Below are 16506 nucleotides of genomic sequence, written 5' to 3' on the forward strand. Positions count from 1 at the left end.
CGTGGCGGCGTGTTTTTTTGCGCTGGCGCGGGCGCGATCGGGCTTCACGTATAATCGGCTGATTACCGCCTGATGAAAGGACGCGCGCTCGCATGATTTCCGGTTTGTTTGATTTGCCCTGGTGGGGTTATGTGGTGGTCGCGCTCGGCCTGACGCATGTGACGATCGCCTCCGTCACCATCTTCCTGCATCGCCATCAGGCGCATCGCGCGCTGGAATTGCACGCGATTCCGAGCCATTTCTTCCGCTTCTGGTTGTGGCTGACCACGGGCATGGTGACCAAGGAGTGGGCCGCCATCCATCGCAAGCATCACGCCAAATGCGAAACCGTGGACGATCCCCACAGCCCGCAGACCCGCGGCTTGAAGAAAGTGCTTTGGGAGGGCGCCGAGCTCTACCAGATTGAGGCAAAGAACCAGGAAACGCTCGATCGCTACGGCCACGGCACGCCCAACGACTGGCTCGAGCGCAACATCTACACGCGCAACACGGTTGGCATCAGCCTGATGCTGGTGATCAACCTGGTGCTGTTTGGCGCCCTGGGTCTGACCATCTGGGCGGTGCAGATGATCTGGATCCCGTTTTTCGCAGCCGGCGTCATCAATGGCGTGGGCCACTTCTGGGGCTATCGCAATTTCGATTGCGCCGATGCCTCGCGCAATCTGGTGCCCTGGGGCATCCTGATTGGTGGCGAAGAACTGCATAACAATCATCACTCCTTTGCCACGTCGGCCAAACTGTCGGCGCGCTGGTACGAGTTCGATATTGGCTGGATGTATATCCGCCTGCTTCAGTTGGTGGGGCTGGCCAATCCAAAGAAGGTGATACCGCTGCCCAGGTTCGGCGAGGCGCGCCTGGTGCCCGACGGAGAGATGCTGCGCGTGATCATCACGCATCGCTACGACGTGATGACGCGCTATCTGCAGACGCTGCGTCAGACCTACCAGGAAGAGATCGAGACCTTGCGCCAAAAGCACGCGGGCACTTTCCAGTTGCGTACGGGCGAGCTGGTTCGACTGCTGCAAAAAGAATCGGACACCTTGCCCGCCGAGCAGGAGGCGCAGCGTGTTGCGGCCCTGGCGCATAGCGAGCGGCTGGCCTTGCTGGAGCGGATGCGCACTGAATTGGCGAGCTTGTGGGCGCGCTCGTCCACATCGTCAGATCAGCTGCTCGCGCAATTGCGCGACTGGATCGAGCGCGCCGAGCAAAGCGGGATCGCGCAGCTGCAGGAGTTTTCCCATCGGCTGCGGTGCTACGCGGCTTGATCTTGATGCGTGTGATGAGGCGCCCCGGCAAGCGCGCCGGCCCGCGCGCTTGAGGAACGGCGGCGTGTCGCGCATTTTGCTGTTCAACAAGCCCTTCGACGTGTTGTGTCAGTTTTCGCCCGAAGGGGCGCGGGTGACGCTGAAGGACTTTATCGATGTGCCGGACGTCTATCCCGCCGGCCGGCTCGATGCCGACAGCGAAGGTCTGCTGGTGTTGACCGACAACGGCGGCATACAGCACCGGATCGCCGATCCGCGCCACAAAGCGCCGAAAACCTATCTCGCGCAAGTCGAAGGCATCCCCGACGAGGCGGCGCTGGCGGCCTTGCAAGCCGGCGTCAATCTGGGCGATTTTCGTACCGCGCCGGCACACGCGCGAATCGTTGATGCGCCTGCGTGGCTGTGGCCGCGGACGCCACCGATTCGCGAGCGCAAGGCGATACCGACCTGCTGGATTGAACTGGTGCTGCGCGAAGGCAAGAACCGTCAGGTGCGGCGAATGACGGCCAAGGTCGGCTTCCCGACGTTGCGCCTGATCCGCACGCGCATTGGCGACTGGTCGCTGGCCGATCTGGCGCCTGGCGCCTGGTGTGATGTGGCGGTGCCCAAAGCGCTGGTCGGCGCGTCGTCATCGTCGCGCGGCAGACGATAAGCACCGAAGCGGTTATGCTTTGCGCCGAATTATCGCTGCGCCCGCGCACCTGAGTGCGGGCGGGCAAACGAAACGTCGATTTCGTGCCCAAGCGGCCTGAACCCCTTGTTTTGACGGAGTCTGTGTGACAGATACAACCATTGCGACCATTGCTGCCATCGGTGTTGTCGGCGGCGCTTGCCAATGGCTGGCCTGGCGGATGCGTCTGCCGGCGATCTTGTTTTTGCTGATTGCCGGCATTGTTGCCGGGCCGATCGGCGGATGGCTCGACCCCGACGCCTTGCTGGGCGATTTGCTGTTCCCCTTTGTCTCGCTGGCGGTGTCGGTGATCCTGTTCGAAGGCAGCCTGACGCTCAAGTTCTCTGAAATTCGCGGCATCGAGAAAGTGGTGCGCCGTTTTGTGACCACCGGCGCGCTGGTGACCTGGGTGATCGTCACTCTGGCCACGCAATGGATTACTGGCATCTCCTGGGGCCTGGCCACCTTGTTTGGTGCGGTGATGGTGGTGACCGGCCCGACCGTGATCGTGCCCATGCTGCGCACGGTGCGCCCGACCATGCACATTGCCAACGTGCTGCGCTGGGAAGGCATCGTGATCGACCCGATCGGTGCGCTGCTCGCGGTGCTGGTCTATGAATTCCTGATTTCATCCGGCACGGCAGGGGGCGCGGTCGGCGCCACGCTGATCGTGTTCCTGAAGCTGATTTCGGTCGGTTCGCTGACCGGTATCGGCGTGGGCTATCTGGTCGGTGAGGCCTTGCGCCGCGACTGGTTGCCGCACTACATGTTCAACGTGGCCACGCTGGCGGCGGTGATGGGGGCGTTTGCGCTGTCGAACGCGCTGTCGCATGAATCGGGTCTGCTGGCGGTGACGGTGATGGGGATCTACCTCGCCAACCGCAAGGGGGTGCCGGTGGAGGAGATTCTCTCCTTCAAGGAAAGCCTGAGCCTGCTGCTCATCACCGCCTTGTTCATCCTGCTCGCCGCGCGACTCGATCTGAGTCTGCTGCTGGGGCTGGGCTGGGGCGCGGTGCAGATCTTCCTGGTGGTGCAGTTTGTGGCGCGGCCGGTGAATGTGCTGGTGTCGACGCGCGGCTCCAGTCTGAGCTGGCGCGAGCGTGGTTTGCTGGCGTGGATTGCCCCGCGCGGTATTGTCGCGGCCGCGGTGATCGCGCTGTTCTCGCTTCAGCTTGAGCAAAAAGGCTATGCCGAGGCCGTGTTGCTGGTGCCGCTGACCTTCGTGATCATTATCGGCACGGTGGTGTTGCAGAGCCTGACCGCCGGCCCGCTGGCGCGACTGCTGAATGTCGCCGAGCCCGGCTCGGGCGGCTTCCTGATCGTGGGCGCAAACCCGCTGGCGCGGGCCATTGCCAAGGCCTTGACTCAGAACGATGTGTCGGTGCGGCTGACCGACATGTTGTGGGACAACGTGAGCCGCGCCCGCATGGCCGGCCTGCAGACTTACTATGGCAACCCGCTGTCCGAGCACGCCGAGGTGTACCTCAATACGGCGGGTCTGGGCCGGGTGCTGGCGATGACTGCCGACGAGCACTTGAATGAACTGGCGTGTACGCGTTTCAAGGGCGACTTCGGACCGAAGCGGGTGTTTGCGCTGCGCGTCGGTGCGCGCGAAAAAGGGCGCAAGGCCGTGTCGCTGGCCGGTCTGGAGGCTTTTGGCGAGGGCAACAATTTTGTTGAGCTGTCACGCCGCCTGGCGCGTGGGGCGGAAATACGTCAGACCAACATCAGCGAGGCATTCAGCTTCGAACAGTTCAGCAACAACTATGGTGAGCGCGCGGTGCCGCTGTTTGCGATCGACCCGAAGGGCCGCGTGGAGGTTTTTGCGACCGAGGCCGAGGTTCAGCCGAAGCCTGGCTGGATGGTGCTGGCGCTGGTGGATGCCGACCCCGACGAATACAAACGACCGGCCAAGGCTGAAAAATCAGACAGCAAGGCCGAAAAGACCGAGGCCAAGACGCAGTGATCCGCCTCAGGAGGCTCTGACGCGGCTTTGCTTCGGCACATGCTGGACCAGAAAGTCCATCTGGTCTGCCAGGATGTGACGATTCGACAAAATCAGGTATTCGGCCTTGTTGGGCACGTAGGGCGTGTACAGCAAGGTCATGCCCGCGTGCTCGGGGCGCCGGTTGTCCTTGCGCTGATTGCAGCCGCGACAGGCAGTGACCACGTTCATCCACACATCTTTTCCCCCGCGCGAGACGGGCTCGATATGGTCGCGGGTCAGCAGTGCGCCGGGCAGGGTGCTGCCGCAGTAGGCGCAGGTGTGGCGGTCGCGGTGGAAGAGTTCTCGATTCACCAGTGGCGGGATCTGCCGGAAGCTGGCCGGCCGCAGTGCCTGTCCCTTGATGGCGATGATGCTCTGGCTGCTGATCGATGAGCGCTCACCGGTGATCCGGCTCGTGCCGCCCCAGATATGGAAGGCCTGTGCGCCGATTGACCACGCCACCATGTTGCGGGCGTGATAGGTGCACGCCGCCTGCCAGCTGACCCAGCGATGCGGGTGCCCATGCATGTCCAGTGTCAGAATCCACGGACGGGCTGCGGGTCGAATGACCTGCGTGTGGGTTGCTTGGACGGCATGCATGGTTCGATCGCGCTCCCGGGGTGAGATGTTGCAATCTGACAAGGCAGTGTGACACCTCTGTGTTTGAGGCGCCAGATGCGGCTTAGGTTCCTTCTTTGGTGTGGCTGTGCAGCAGGCTCAGATCCTGTGCATGCGTGCCGTACTGCCCATTGCGGCGATCTTCAAAAAAGCGCTCCAGGGCAAAGCGGACGGAGCGAAAGGCCAAGGTATCCCACGGTATGTCGGACTCGGCAAACAGCGCCACTTCCAGAGACTCGATTCCCGCAGCGAATTCAAGATCAAGCATTTGGGCCCGGTAAAACAGATGAACCTGGCTGATTTCCGGAATGTTCACGAGGGCGAACAGGGGGCCCACGGTGATGCGCGCGCAGGCCTCTTCGAGTGTTTCTCGGGCGGCGGCTTCGGCGGTGGTTTCGCGGTTTTCCATGAAGCCGGCGGGGAGTGTCCATTTTCCGAGCCGTGGCTCGATCGCGCGGCGGCACAACAGGATTTTCTCTTCCCACACCGGGATGGCGCCAACCACCATCTTGGGGTTGAGGTAGTGGATTTCGCCGCAGTCGACGCAGACATGGCGCGGGAGCGAATCGCCCGCCGGCACCTGCAGGCTGACACTGGCGCCACAGGCTGAACAGAACTTCATGAAGGCTCTCCGATTCGCCCGCGCGAGGGCAGGGCGCGAACTGACACATTCTAACAGGCGATGCAATGGCGACGCGCGCTGAGGACCATGGCGTATGACAACGGGCCTAAAGTCCCTGTCTGGCGTGTCGTAAGGAAACGGGAGTCCCGCGGTGAGCGCCGGTGCATGCGGGTGTGCTGTTATCCGGAAAAAACAAAAAAATGGGTTCAAACATCGATATCCGAACCTTTGAGCAGATCAAGGCCTCGGGTGATCTGCCTTCCCCAAAAGGTGCTGCGCTGGCCATCATCCGTTTGACCCGGAAGGATGATCTGTCGCTGGCCGAGCTTGCGCGCGTCATCAAGACCGATCCGGCCTTTGTGGGCCGTTTGATCAAGGCGGCCAACGGTGCCGCGTTTGGCTCGCGGCGCAATGTCGCCTCGGTCCAGGATGCCTTGGTGGTGTTGGGCTTGTCCTCGGTGCGCAACATGGCGCTTGGCTTCTCGCTGTTGTCGAGTTATCGCAATGGGGGGTGTCGCGGTTTTGACTACGACGGCTTCTGGTCTGGCGCCTTGATCATGGCAATCACCATGCAGGCGGTGGCACAACGGATTCGTACCGCGCCCGCCGATGAGATGTTCTGTCTTGGTCTGTTGTCGCGGATTGGTGAGCTGGCGTTGGCAACGATCTACCCCGGGCCGTACGGCGAAGTGCTGATGCTGCTGAAGACGGCAGAGGCGTCGGATCTTGCCGCGTGCGAACGCGCCGCATTTGCCATGGATCACCGCGAGCTCACGGCGGCCATGTTGGCCGACTGGGGGCTGCCGTCCTTGTTCGTCGACACCGCGGCGCTGTTTGAAGTGCCGGACACCGCTCAATTCCCGCCTGATAGCCGGCAGCGGCAGGTTCTCGATGCCTTGTGCCTGGCCGATGCGCTGCGCATCACCTGCTTGTCCGATCCCTCGCTACGCGCCGAGCAGGGCGCGATGCTCTATCCGGTGGGCGAGCGCCTCGGCATGGACGTCGAGAGCGTCAATGCCTTGTGCGATGGCGTGGTTGCCGCCTGGCTCGAATGGGGGCGGGTACTGCAACTCGAAACGCAGGACATCCCCGCGATGTCCAGTTTGACCCGCGCCGCCGTTGCTGCATCGCCCGTCTCATCCGAGCTGAAGGCGGCTGTGACAAAGGGCGCGGACGCGGGCGACACGCCGGGCGTTGTCAACTCGGCGATGCGAGTCCTGATTGTGGATGATGACGCCGCCGTCCGGACGCTGTTGCGTGGCATGCTCGAGCGCGCCGGACATTCGGTGTTTGACGCCGATTGTGGTCGTCAGGGCATGGAGCTGGCGCTGGAGGTGCAGCCTCATATGATGCTGGTGGATGCCGAGATGCCCGATATGAGCGGTCTGGCCCTGACCCGGGCGCTACGTCAGACCCGGATCGGCCGCAGCATCTATATTCTGATACTGACCGCCAGCGGCGAAGACGAAAGCCTGATCGAAGCCTTCGACAGCGGCGTGGACGACTTCGTGGCCAAGCCCGTGCGCCCGCGCATGCTGGCCGCGCGCTTGCGTGCCGGCCATCGGGTCATCCATCTGCAGCAGGAAGTGGAACGCGACCGTGAGGAGATTCGTCGTTTTGCAGCCGAACTGGCGGTGAAGAACCGGCGCCTTCAAGAAGCGGCGCTGACCGATCCGCTCACCGGCTTCCCCAATCGGCGCTATGCCATTGAGCGTATGCAGCAGGCCTGGGCAAGCTCGGGGCGCAGTGGCCGGCCGCTGTGCGCAATGGTCATCGATATCGACGCATTCAAGCAGATCAATGACAGCCACGGCCATGATGTGGGCGATCAGGTGCTGCGGCAGATCTCGGCGGCGATCAAGCAGGCGGTGCGCGGGCAGGACATGGTGGCACGTACCGGGGGTGATGAATTTCTGGTGCTCTGTCCCGAAACGGACCTGTCGGCGGCCTTGCTGTGCGCTGAGCGGGTACGGCGCGCTGTGCGTGTCGCCCGTGTGAATGCTGGGGGTCTGGCGCTGGACTTGTCGATCAGTGTCGGTGTCGCCGAGCGCGATGCCGACATGCCGGACCCGGATGCGCTGATCAAGCGGGCCGACCAGGGCGCCTACCGGGCGAAGGCGGGTGGCCGCAACCGGGTGGCGACAATTCAGCTCGGTGCGGCGGGGGCAAACGGTGCACCTGGCGCAGCCGCGGATGAGCACGAAATATCCAGCGCTCAAGTTCGCGCGAAGCCCGCCGTGAACCCGATAGTGATAGACGAAAGCGCCTAGGTCGAAATCAACATGCAACCCAAGGACGCCATGATCATGTCAGACCGGCCCATACGGGCTTTGGTTGTTGACGACGTTGAAGATGATGCCTACTTGCTGCAGGCCGAACTGGCGCAGCGCGGAGTCAGCATCGAGTACCACCGTGTCGATAGCGAAATCGACATGGCGGCTGAACTCGCCAGCGGCGCGTGGGATCTGGTCATTTCCGATCACAACATGCCCGGCTTCGACGCCCTGGCGGCGCTCGAAGTGCTCAAGCGCAGTGGGCGCGACATCCCCTTCATCATCCATTCGGCGCACATCAGTCATCAGTTGGCGGTGTCGGCAATGTACGACGGCGTGCACGACTTCATCCCGAAAGGGCAGTACGAGCGCATGGTGCCCGTCATTGAGCGCGAGCTGCGCGGCGCGCAGGCGCGGCGGGCCGTGCGACAGGCCGATGACCGCATCCAGCAACTGTCTTATTACGACAAGCTCAGCGCGCTGCCGAACCAGAATCTGTTTTGCGACAAGGTGACCGAGTGGCTGAACACCAGTCAGCGCCAGGGGCGCACAGCGCGTGGCGCCTTGTTTGTGATCGACATCGATCGCTTCCTTCGGGTGAACGCGAGCTTTGGCTATGAAGCCGGCAACGCGGTGCTCAAGGAGGTCAGTCAGCGGCTGACCGAAGTGCTGCAGTCCGATGTGTTGCTGGCACGCCTTGGCGGGGATGAATTCGGCGTATTTGTGCCGGGGATCGGCGAGCGGCAAAGCGCAGAGGTGTTTGCCCGCTGGATTTCCAAAGTGTTTGATTCGCCGTTCATGAAAGACGGCATCGAACTGTTCCTGACGCCGAGCACGGGCGTGGCCTTGATTCCCACCGACGGCACGCAAGTCTACGAACTGCTGATGAGCGCCGAAACCGCCAGTGCGCACGCCAAGAAGCGGGGCGGCAACGGGTTTTTGTTCTACGACCGGACCATGAATGCGGCCTCGACCGAGCGCGTGGCGCTGGAGTCGGACTTGCGTCACGCGGTCGAGCGCAGTGAATTGTTTCTCGAATTTCAGCCCGTCATCGATGCCCAGTCGGGCACGATCGTGAGCGCCGAAGCGCTGGTGCGCTGGAATCATCCGCGCCTCGGGCGGGTACCACCTGACCGCTTTATTACGCTGGCCGACGAGACCGGCCTGATTGTCGATATTGGCGCCTGGGTGCTCAATGAGGCTTGCCGTTGTTGCCGTGGTTGGCATGTGGCCGGCTTTTCAGACATGAAAGTGTCGGTCAACGTATCGGCCGTTCAGTTTGGCCAGCCGCGCTTGCTCGAAGCGGTGCGCGATGCGCTGAACCACTCCAATCTGCCGCCCAAGGCCCTGATGCTGGAGATCACCGAGTCCTCGCTGATGCAGGACGCCGAGTCGACCGCAGGCATGCTGCGCGCACTGCGCAATATGGGGGTGCGTATTTCGGTGGATGACTTTGGCACCGGGTATTCGTCATTGTCTTACCTCAAGCGCTTCCCGCTCGACGTGATCAAGATCGACAAGTCTTTCGTGCGCGACCTGTGCGTGGATGAAGAAGACGCCGCCATCGTCCGCGCCATCATCGCGCTGGCGCACAGCATGCGGCGCTCGACCATTGCCGAGGGTGTTGAAACCGCAGAGCAAGTCGAGATTCTCAAACGCGAGAACTGCGAGTTTTTCCAGGGCTATTACTTCGGAAGGCCGATGGATATCGAGCGTATTCTGGAGCGCCTGGAAGCACAAAAAGTTCAGGCCTAGCATCGCGGCGGCCAGACCGGGCAGCACCTCTTCGCGGAAGTATTTCAGGATGTGTCAGAAAAAACCTGACACAACCTCGCGCTGTTTATCTGACTTCAACTTACCTTTCGGCCCGATACCGACAGCATCTGCCACCGAGCACAATGGTCCCCACAGTGCCTAAGCACGACCATGGGCAGGAGACATCAGATGAAAAGCGCCGACTTGCAAGACGAAATCCGGGAACTCAATCTCGCCTACCTCATGCTCGCCCAGCAACTGGTGCGGGAAGATCGGGAGATTGCCATGTTCCGTCTCGGCATCGGTGCCGATGTGGCCGATCTCATCAACGGGCTGACGACGGCACAGATCGTGCGCCTGTCCAGCCAGCAGATGATGCTGTGTCGCGTGCGCTTTGACGACAGTGCCTTGCTCGGCATGCTCACCGGCGAAGGCCGTGACGCGGCGACGGCCTCCTTGCACGCCGCCATCATCGCGGCCGGCAAGCCAGTCGAAACCCTGGCCTGATCTCGGGAGAGTCTCATGCGCAACAAGAGTGTTCTTGCTGAAGCCGAAGACATCCAGCGCGCGGTGGAGATGATCCGCCTCGGCGCGCGCATGCAGATGCTCGAATCCGAGACCCAGCTCAGCCGCGAGCGCTTGCTCAAGCTTTACAAGGAAGTGCGCGGCGTCTCGCCCCCCAAGGGCATGCTGCCGTTTTCGACGGACTGGTTCATTACCTGGCAGCCGAACGTACATTCCTCGCTGTTCATGTCTTTTTACCGTTTCATGAAAGACACCGCAGGCTTGTCGGACCTTGATGCCATCGTCAAGGCTTTCCGCCTGTACCTCGATCACATCGATGCAGAAGATATGGAAGAAGTGCTCAGCCTCACCCGCGCGTGGACGCTGGTGCGCTTCTTTGACGCTGATTTGTTGCAACAGGCCACGTGTACATGCTGCGGCGGTAACTACGTCGCACATGCCTACGATCCCACGCACGAGTATGTGTGTGGCCTGTGCAACATGCCCTCCCGAGCCGGAAAGGGTCGCCGCTCACGGAGGATTGCGACTGATCGCAATGCACTGGTCTGACCTCCTCCTTGCTGCGCAAGGGGTTACAAGCCGCCGGAAATACCCGGCGGTTTTTTTTTGCCAAGCCCCGCAGCACATGGATTTGCCGGCGTTCGGGTGCTCAAGTTTCTCTTGGCAGCGCCGTTAGCAGGCTTGTGCAAAGCGATCCAGTGCGGGTCGCGCGCATCACAGATCAGACTACACAAGGGTTGCTTCGATGCTCCTCATCGTCGGATACGTCATCGTGCTCGCCGCCTCGCTCGGCACCTACGCCGTCCACGGCAGCCTGGCGGCGTTGTGGGTGCCGACCGAATACATCGCCATCGTCGGCTTGATGATCGGCGGCTTCATTGCCAGTAACGGCACCAAGGCCATCAAGTCCACCATGGCGACGCTGCCCTCGGTGCTCAAGGGCTCCTCGTACAACAAGGCCTACTACATGGACGTGCTCGCGCTCATGTATGAGTTGCTGTCCAAGGTGCGCAAGGAAGGCCTGATGTCGATCGAAGGCGATATCGAAAACGCCGATGCCAGCCCGATTTTTTCCAAGTACCCCGCCTTCATGTCGGATCATCACGCGGTCGAGTTTCTCACCGACTATCTGCGCATGATGGTCGGCGGCAACCTCAATGCCTTCGAAATCGAAAACCTGATGGACATGGAGATCGAAACCCACCACCAGGAAGCGCACGGCCCGGCCCACGTTATGTCGAAGGTCGCGGACTCGGTGCCCGCTTTCGGTATCGTGGTGGCGGTGATGGGCGTGGTGAACGTGATGGGCTCGGTCGGCCAGCCGCCGGCGGTGCTCGGCAAGATGATTGGTGGCGCGCTGGTGGGTACCTTCCTGGGTATTCTGGTGTCTTACGGCTTCGTGGCCCCGATCGCCGGTCAGCTCGAACAGAAAGTCGAAGAGGGCAGCAAGATCTACCAGTGCATGAAAGTCGTGCTGCTCGCCAGCATGAACGGCTACGCACCGCAGGTGGCCATCGAATTTGGCCGGAAGGTGTTGTTCTCCTCTGATCGTCCTTCTTTCATTGAACTGGAAGAGGACGTGAAGAGCCGCAAGGGCTAAGCGGCTTTGCGTTGTGCTCTTGAGACATTGATCGCATGAGTGACGATACCCAACAACCTATTGTCGTCAAGAAGATCAAGAAGGGCGGCGGCGGCGCGCACGGTGGTGCGTGGAAGATCGCCTACGCCGACTTCGTGACGGCCATGATGGCTTTCTTTCTGCTGATGTGGCTGCTCGGTTCGACCGCCGACGGCGACAAGGAGGGCATTGCTGAATTCTTTCAGAACCCGCTCAAAGTTGGCATGAGTGGTGGTTCCGGCTCAGGTGACAGTTCCAGCATCCTGATGGGCGGCGGCGAAGATCTGACGCGTTCGCTGGGGCAGGTCAAGCGCGGTGACGTGGAAGGCAACAAGACCGTCAATCTGGATGCCGCACGCGATCCCTCGGCTGAATCCAAAGGGCATGACGCGGCACAGTTCGAGAAAGACGAGCGCGCCGCGCTGGTTGACCTCAAAGGACAGATTGAGGCCTTGATCGAAGCCACGGCGGCGCTGCGGGCGATGAAAGATCAATTGGTGATGGATATCACCGAGGAGGGGCTGCGCATCCAGATTGTGGATGAGCAGAACCGGCCGATGTTCACCGGTGGCAGCGATACGCTGCAGCCCTACACCAAAGGGCTGTTGCACGCGATCGGTAAAGCGCTCAACCAGGTCCAGAACCGGATCAGCCTGTCGGGTCACACGGACGCCAGTCAGTACGCGGGCGGTAGTCGCGGCTTCTCCAACTGGGAGTTGTCGGCCAACCGCGCCAACGCCTCACGTCGGGAGCTTGTGGTTGGTGGGCTTGCGGACGACAAGGTGATACGTGTGGTCGGTCTGGCCGATACCATTCCGTTCAAGGCCGACGATCCCTATGACCCGACCAACCGGCGCATCAGCATCATTGTGCTCAACCGCAAGGCCGAGGCCGCGGTTCGCGGCACGCCGGAGCAACTTCAGGTCAGCAATGGCTCGGACGAGACGCAGATTGCCGATGGGCTGACACAGCGGGCGCCGGCGCCGGCCCTTGTCCCCGCGCTGCCACCGCCGCGCATTGCGCCACGAGAGCTGCCAAACGGCGACCGTCGGCCGCGTATCGTGATGCCATCCCAGCGATAGGGCCATCCCCGAGCTTGCTTCCGGCGAGCGCGTTTGCGCCTCGCTTGCCACCGCCTGTCGACCCCGACGCTCGCTAAAGTCAGCCGCCGTCATGACGTTATGGACATGACGGTTTGCTTAATCTCTGCGGGACCCCGAATGCCTCATTGCTCGGTTCGCCTTCTTGTTGTGGGATGTGTCTGGACACTGGTGGTGGGTGTTGTGTTCACTGCCGTGCCCGAGTTTTCGGGGCGGTTGTGGACCTGCATCGCGGTCGTGGCCGGGGGCTGGGCTGGCATCTTGGCCCTCAGCGCACGGGGGGCAAAAGGCGAGGGGGACGCCGCCGCGGCACCCATGGCGCACTTCGAATCGGAGCTGGCCACCTGCATGAGCGCCTTTGAGGCGCAGTTTCAGGCTATTGAGCTGGAGTCCGCCCAGATGCTCGGCGTGCTTGCCGACGCGGTCGATCAATTGTCCGACGGTTTCGAGGCCTTGCATGCGTCGGTGAGCCACCCGGTGCCGGCCGTTGCAACGGAAGCCAACACCAGCCGGGCGACACTCCAGCGTGTTGTGGTGGCGCTTGATCAGGTGCTGGAGACGGAGGTCGCGCACAGTCATGCCAGCCAGACGCTAACGGTGCTGACCGAAGCGCTGACGGCCCGAACCCAGCAGGCAAGCACGCTGCTCAATGAGATCAACGCGATCGCCCGGCAAAGTGGGCTGTTGGCCCTGAATGCCTCGATCGAAGGTGCGCGAGCAGGCGAGGGCGGGCGCGAATTTGTGGTGGTGGCCGACGAGGTCGCCGCCTTGTCGCTGCGAACAGAGGATTTCAGCGCGCAGATCGCGGTCTTGCTGGGCGCGATGCAAGGGCTGCTGGGGGATGCGTGTACCGCGATTGACGCGGCAAAGGCACAGAACACGCTCGGTGTGCGGGATGTGAAAGCGCAGGCCGAACAGTTGCTCGCGGCGTCCCACGACAGTGCGGATGTCGGCACGATGTCACCTGCGTCGGCGCTTGATGCCGACACCGCAAAGTTGGTTCAGGCCCTGCAGTTTCAGGACATCGTTGCGCAGATTGTTGGGCATGTGCTGGCGCGGGTCGGTGGCATGCGTGAGGCCTTGGCCGAATTGGGCGGCGTCGCCCACGATGCGGCGCTGGCGCGCGATGCCGGCGCGGTAAGCGCGGTGTGTGATCGCGCCGAGCGCATTGGTCAGCGGCTGCGGGCATTGGCCGTGCATACCGAAAACCCGCCGGTGGGGCGGGGTGCCACGCCCGGCGGCAGCATTGAACTGTTTTGAATACGGCGAACGTACAGGATGGATAGCGTGAGCAAGCACATACTCGCCATTGATGATTCGGCCTCGATCCGGCAGATGGTGAATTTCACCTTGAAAAGCGCCGGCTATCACGTGGTGGACGCGGTCGATGGGCGCGACGGTCTCGAGCGGGCAAAAAGTCAGCAGTTCGACCTCGTGCTGACGGACCAGAACATGCCGCGCATGGATGGTCTGGCATTGATTCGCGCCTTGCGCGAGATGCCCGCCTATCAGCGCACGCCGATTCTCATGCTGACCACCGAGTCCTCCGATGAAATGAAGTCTCAAGGCCGTGCGGCCGGTGCCACCGGCTGGATGGTGAAGCCTTTCGATCCGCTCAAGCTGATCGAAGTGGTGCGCAAGGTCATCGGTTAAGGGAGCCCATTGTGTCCATCGACATGAGCCAGTTCTATCAGGTGTTTTTTGACGAGGCCGCGGAGCATCTCGGTCAGATCGAAAACCTGCTGGTGTCGATCGACCTGCGCCACCCGGACGAGGAAGAACTCAACGCCGTGTTTCGCGCCGCGCACTCGATCAAGGGGTCCGCCGCGACCTTCGGTTTCAGTGACATGGCGGACATCACGCATGTGATGGAGAGCCTGCTCGACGAGGTCCGCAAGGGCGCCCGGGCGCTCAGCGCCGATATGGTTGATGCCTGCCTGGCGGCGGGCGACATCCTCACGGCCCAGCTCGCCGGTCATCGCGGCGAAGGCGAGGCCGACCCGGCGCAGGCGAGCGCCATCGTTGCGCGACTGGAGCAACTGCTCAAGGCCGGCAACTCGCCCGCGCCGCTGGTCGAGGCGTCGCCGGCCGCCGAGACACCCGCGCCCGCCGTTGCCGCGCCACCTGCGGCATCCAGCGCCTTGACGGCTGGTGTGTTCGATGTGCGCTTTGTGCCGGAACCGCATGTGGCGTCTCAGCCCGAATTGCTCGACAACATGCTCGATGAGCTGGGTCGGTTGGGCGGCGTCGAGATCGTGTCGCGCCCCGCAGTGGATTCGGATGATCCGCAGTGGTGGCTGAAGATTACCTCGATGATGCCGGCCGATATGTTGCGCGATGTGCTCGACTTCATGGCCGAGCCGGGCTCCGTAGACATCTCGCCGGTCGGTGGCGAGCCGCCGGCAGGTGAGGAGACCGCGTATGGCTTTTTTGAGCCCTTGCCTGATGCGCTGCCGCAGGCCGCGGCCGAGGGGGAGGGTGCGGCGCGTGCCGAATGCGTCGTCGTGGAAGAAGAAGCCTACGGATTTTTCACGGAACCAGGCCCGGCGGTCGAGTCCCGGTTGGTCGAGGCAGAGGTCTCGCCGGAGAGCGTCGCTGTGGCCGAGGCCGCCATGCCGGCCAAAAGCGGCGGTGATACCTCGATTCGCGTCGGGGTCGAAAAGGTTGACCAGATGATCAATCTGGTCGGCGAACTGGTGATTACCCAGGCCATGTTGGCGGCGTCGGCGCAAGGCATTGATCCGGTGCTCTACGAGCGGCTGCTGGCCGGAATCAATCAGCTGCAACGCAACACGCGCGACCTGCAGGAAACCGTGATGTCGGTGCGCATGCTGCCGATTTCGATGGTGTTCTCACGCTTTCCGCGCGTGGTGCACGATTTGTCGCGCAAGCTCGACAAACGGGTCGAGCTCAAGTTGCTGGGTGAGCACACCGAACTGGATAAAGGCCTGGTCGAACGCCTGGCCGATCCGCTGACGCATCTGGTGCGCAATAGCCTCGATCACGGTATCGAGACACCGGAGCAACGTCGCGCGGCCGGCAAGCCGGAGACCGGCATCATCACATTGTCGGCCTCGCATCAGAGCGGCAACATCGTCATCGAGGTCGGCGACGACGGGGCCGGTCTGGACCGGGCGCGGATTCTCGCCAAGGCGCGTGAAAAGGGCTTGACGGCCCCCGACAGCCTGAGCGATGCCGACGTCTGGATGCTGATCTTCGAAGCCGGTTTTTCCACCGCCGAAGTGGTCACCGAGGTGTCGGGCCGTGGCGTGGGGATGGATGTTGTCCGCCGCAACATTTCTGCCATGGGCGGGCGCGTGGATGTGCAATCGATCCTCGGCGTGGGCACGCGCTTTACCGTGCGCCTGCCGCTCACGCTCGCCATCCTGGACGGGATGTCGGTGCGGGTCGGTGGCGAAACCTACATTCTCCCGCTGGGTCATGTGGCGGAGTCCCTGCAGCCAACGGCCGACATGATCCACAGCATCTCGGGGGTGCCTCGCCTGATCCGCCTGCGTGGGCGCTACGTGCCGGTGATCGAGCTGTATCGAGAATTCGGTGTGGCCGACGGCTGCGCCGACTGGACTCGCGGGATCATGGTGGTGATCGATGTGGATGGCTCGCAGGCGGCATTGTTTGTCGACGCGTTGCTCGGGCAGCATCAAGTGGTCATCAAGAGCCTTGAAGCCAACTTCCGGCGAATCAAGGGGTTCTCCGGCGCCACCATCCTTGGCGACGGTCGTGTTGCGATGATTCTCGATCTCCCCGCGCTGGCCAGCAGCGCCCGGCGCCTTCAGTCTGTGGCTGCCTGATGCTGTCTCCTCTCAGGTAGTGTGATTTGCGGCCCGAGTTCGGGCCGTTCTTTTTTCCGCTCGGCATTCAACCCTTCAGAAGCCCCGCCAAGCTGCCGTTGTTCAGGGTGAGAATTTGAACCTGGAAACCGCAGCTGAGCGCTTGTGCCCATGAGCAAGGTATTGAACATGCGAACCTATTCGGCTTCGAGGCCGATCACCCGATGTGTGATAGCGCTACGCGCCCGATTGCGCGTCTGGCGGGCCGCCTTGCTGTGTTGC

The 16506-nt window shown here is 62.4% G+C and carries 14 protein-coding genes; 12 read left to right on the forward strand and 2 right to left on the reverse strand.

The features are described from left to right. The first annotated feature begins 92 nt into the window (after positions 1–92). The 3 genes from FHP89_RS07425 to FHP89_RS07435 all read left to right on the forward strand — a co-directional run bounded on the left by FHP89_RS07425 (position 93) and on the right by FHP89_RS07435 (position 3901). Positions 93–1265 (forward strand): DesA family fatty acid desaturase, encoded by a 1173-nt coding sequence (locus FHP89_RS07425; protein ID WP_144172601.1) that lies wholly within the window; start codon positions 93–95, stop codon positions 1263–1265. A gap of 64 nt (positions 1266–1329) precedes the next feature. After that, positions 1330–1917, forward strand: coding sequence for an rRNA large subunit pseudouridine synthase E (locus FHP89_RS07430; protein WP_144172604.1), 588 nt, complete (start codon positions 1330–1332; stop codon positions 1915–1917). 124 nt (positions 1918–2041) lie between these two features. Then, the gene (locus FHP89_RS07435; protein ID WP_222105334.1) at positions 2042–3901 is read left to right on the forward strand and encodes a cation:proton antiporter; all 1860 of its coding nucleotides are present in this window, start codon (positions 2042–2044) and stop codon (positions 3899–3901) included. 6 nt (positions 3902–3907) lie between these two features. Here the strand turns inward: FHP89_RS07435 and FHP89_RS07440 are convergent, their stop codons facing one another. Both FHP89_RS07440 and FHP89_RS07445 read right to left on the reverse strand, forming a co-directional pair. Further along, complete coding sequence (locus FHP89_RS07440) at positions 3908–4522, reverse strand: HNH endonuclease (protein ID WP_144172607.1); 615 nt, start codon at positions 4520–4522, stop codon at positions 3908–3910. An 82-nt stretch (positions 4523–4604) separates the two neighbouring features. Beyond that, positions 4605–5162 carry an NUDIX hydrolase gene (locus FHP89_RS07445; protein WP_144172609.1) on the reverse strand — a complete coding sequence of 186 codons (558 nt, stop codon included), beginning with the start codon at positions 5160–5162 and terminating at the stop codon, positions 4605–4607. 200 nt (positions 5163–5362) lie between these two features. Here FHP89_RS07445 and FHP89_RS07450 point away from each other — a divergent pair, with 200 nt between their 5' ends. The 9 genes from FHP89_RS07450 to FHP89_RS07490 all read left to right on the forward strand — a co-directional run bounded on the left by FHP89_RS07450 (position 5363) and on the right by FHP89_RS07490 (position 16245). Further along, on the forward strand, positions 5363–7432 hold the full coding sequence (locus tag FHP89_RS07450; RefSeq protein ID WP_144172612.1) for a GGDEF domain-containing response regulator: 2070 nt from the start codon (positions 5363–5365) through the stop codon (positions 7430–7432). 12 nt (positions 7433–7444) lie between these two features. Next, positions 7445–9190: a putative bifunctional diguanylate cyclase/phosphodiesterase gene (locus tag FHP89_RS07455; RefSeq protein WP_222105335.1), complete on the forward strand. Its 1746-nt coding sequence runs from the start codon at positions 7445–7447 to the stop codon at positions 9188–9190. Positions 9191–9379: 189 nt separating this feature from the next. Next, positions 9380–9697 carry a flagellar transcriptional regulator FlhD gene (gene flhD, locus FHP89_RS07460; protein WP_144172614.1) on the forward strand — a complete coding sequence of 106 codons (318 nt, stop codon included), beginning with the start codon at positions 9380–9382 and terminating at the stop codon, positions 9695–9697. Positions 9698–9712: 15 nt separating this feature from the next. Continuing rightward, entirely contained in the window at positions 9713–10264 is a 552-nt protein-coding gene (gene flhC, locus FHP89_RS07465) for a flagellar transcriptional regulator FlhC (protein ID WP_144172616.1), read from the forward strand. Positions 10265–10460: 196 nt separating this feature from the next. Further along, positions 10461–11315, forward strand: a complete 855-nt coding sequence (gene motA / locus FHP89_RS07470; RefSeq protein WP_144172625.1) for a flagellar motor stator protein MotA — start codon at positions 10461–10463, stop codon at positions 11313–11315. A gap of 35 nt (positions 11316–11350) precedes the next feature. Further along, entirely contained in the window at positions 11351–12415 is a 1065-nt protein-coding gene (gene motB, locus FHP89_RS07475) for a flagellar motor protein MotB (protein WP_144172633.1), read from the forward strand. Positions 12416–12748: 333 nt separating this feature from the next. Beyond that, the gene (locus FHP89_RS07480) at positions 12749–13693 is read left to right on the forward strand and encodes a methyl-accepting chemotaxis protein (protein ID WP_186300168.1); all 945 of its coding nucleotides are present in this window, start codon (positions 12749–12751) and stop codon (positions 13691–13693) included. Positions 13694–13711: 18 nt separating this feature from the next. After that, positions 13712–14086, forward strand: a complete 375-nt coding sequence (locus FHP89_RS07485) for a response regulator (RefSeq protein ID WP_391525461.1) — start codon at positions 13712–13714, stop codon at positions 14084–14086. Positions 14087–14097: 11 nt separating this feature from the next. Next, positions 14098–16245, forward strand: a complete 2148-nt coding sequence (locus tag FHP89_RS07490) for a chemotaxis protein CheW (protein WP_144172639.1) — start codon at positions 14098–14100, stop codon at positions 16243–16245. The last annotated feature ends 261 nt before the right edge of the window (positions 16246–16506 follow it).

It is taken from the genome of Denitromonas ohlonensis (genome assembly GCF_007625205.1).
Taxonomy (GTDB): domain Bacteria; phylum Pseudomonadota; class Gammaproteobacteria; order Burkholderiales; family Rhodocyclaceae; genus Nitrogeniibacter; species Nitrogeniibacter ohlonensis.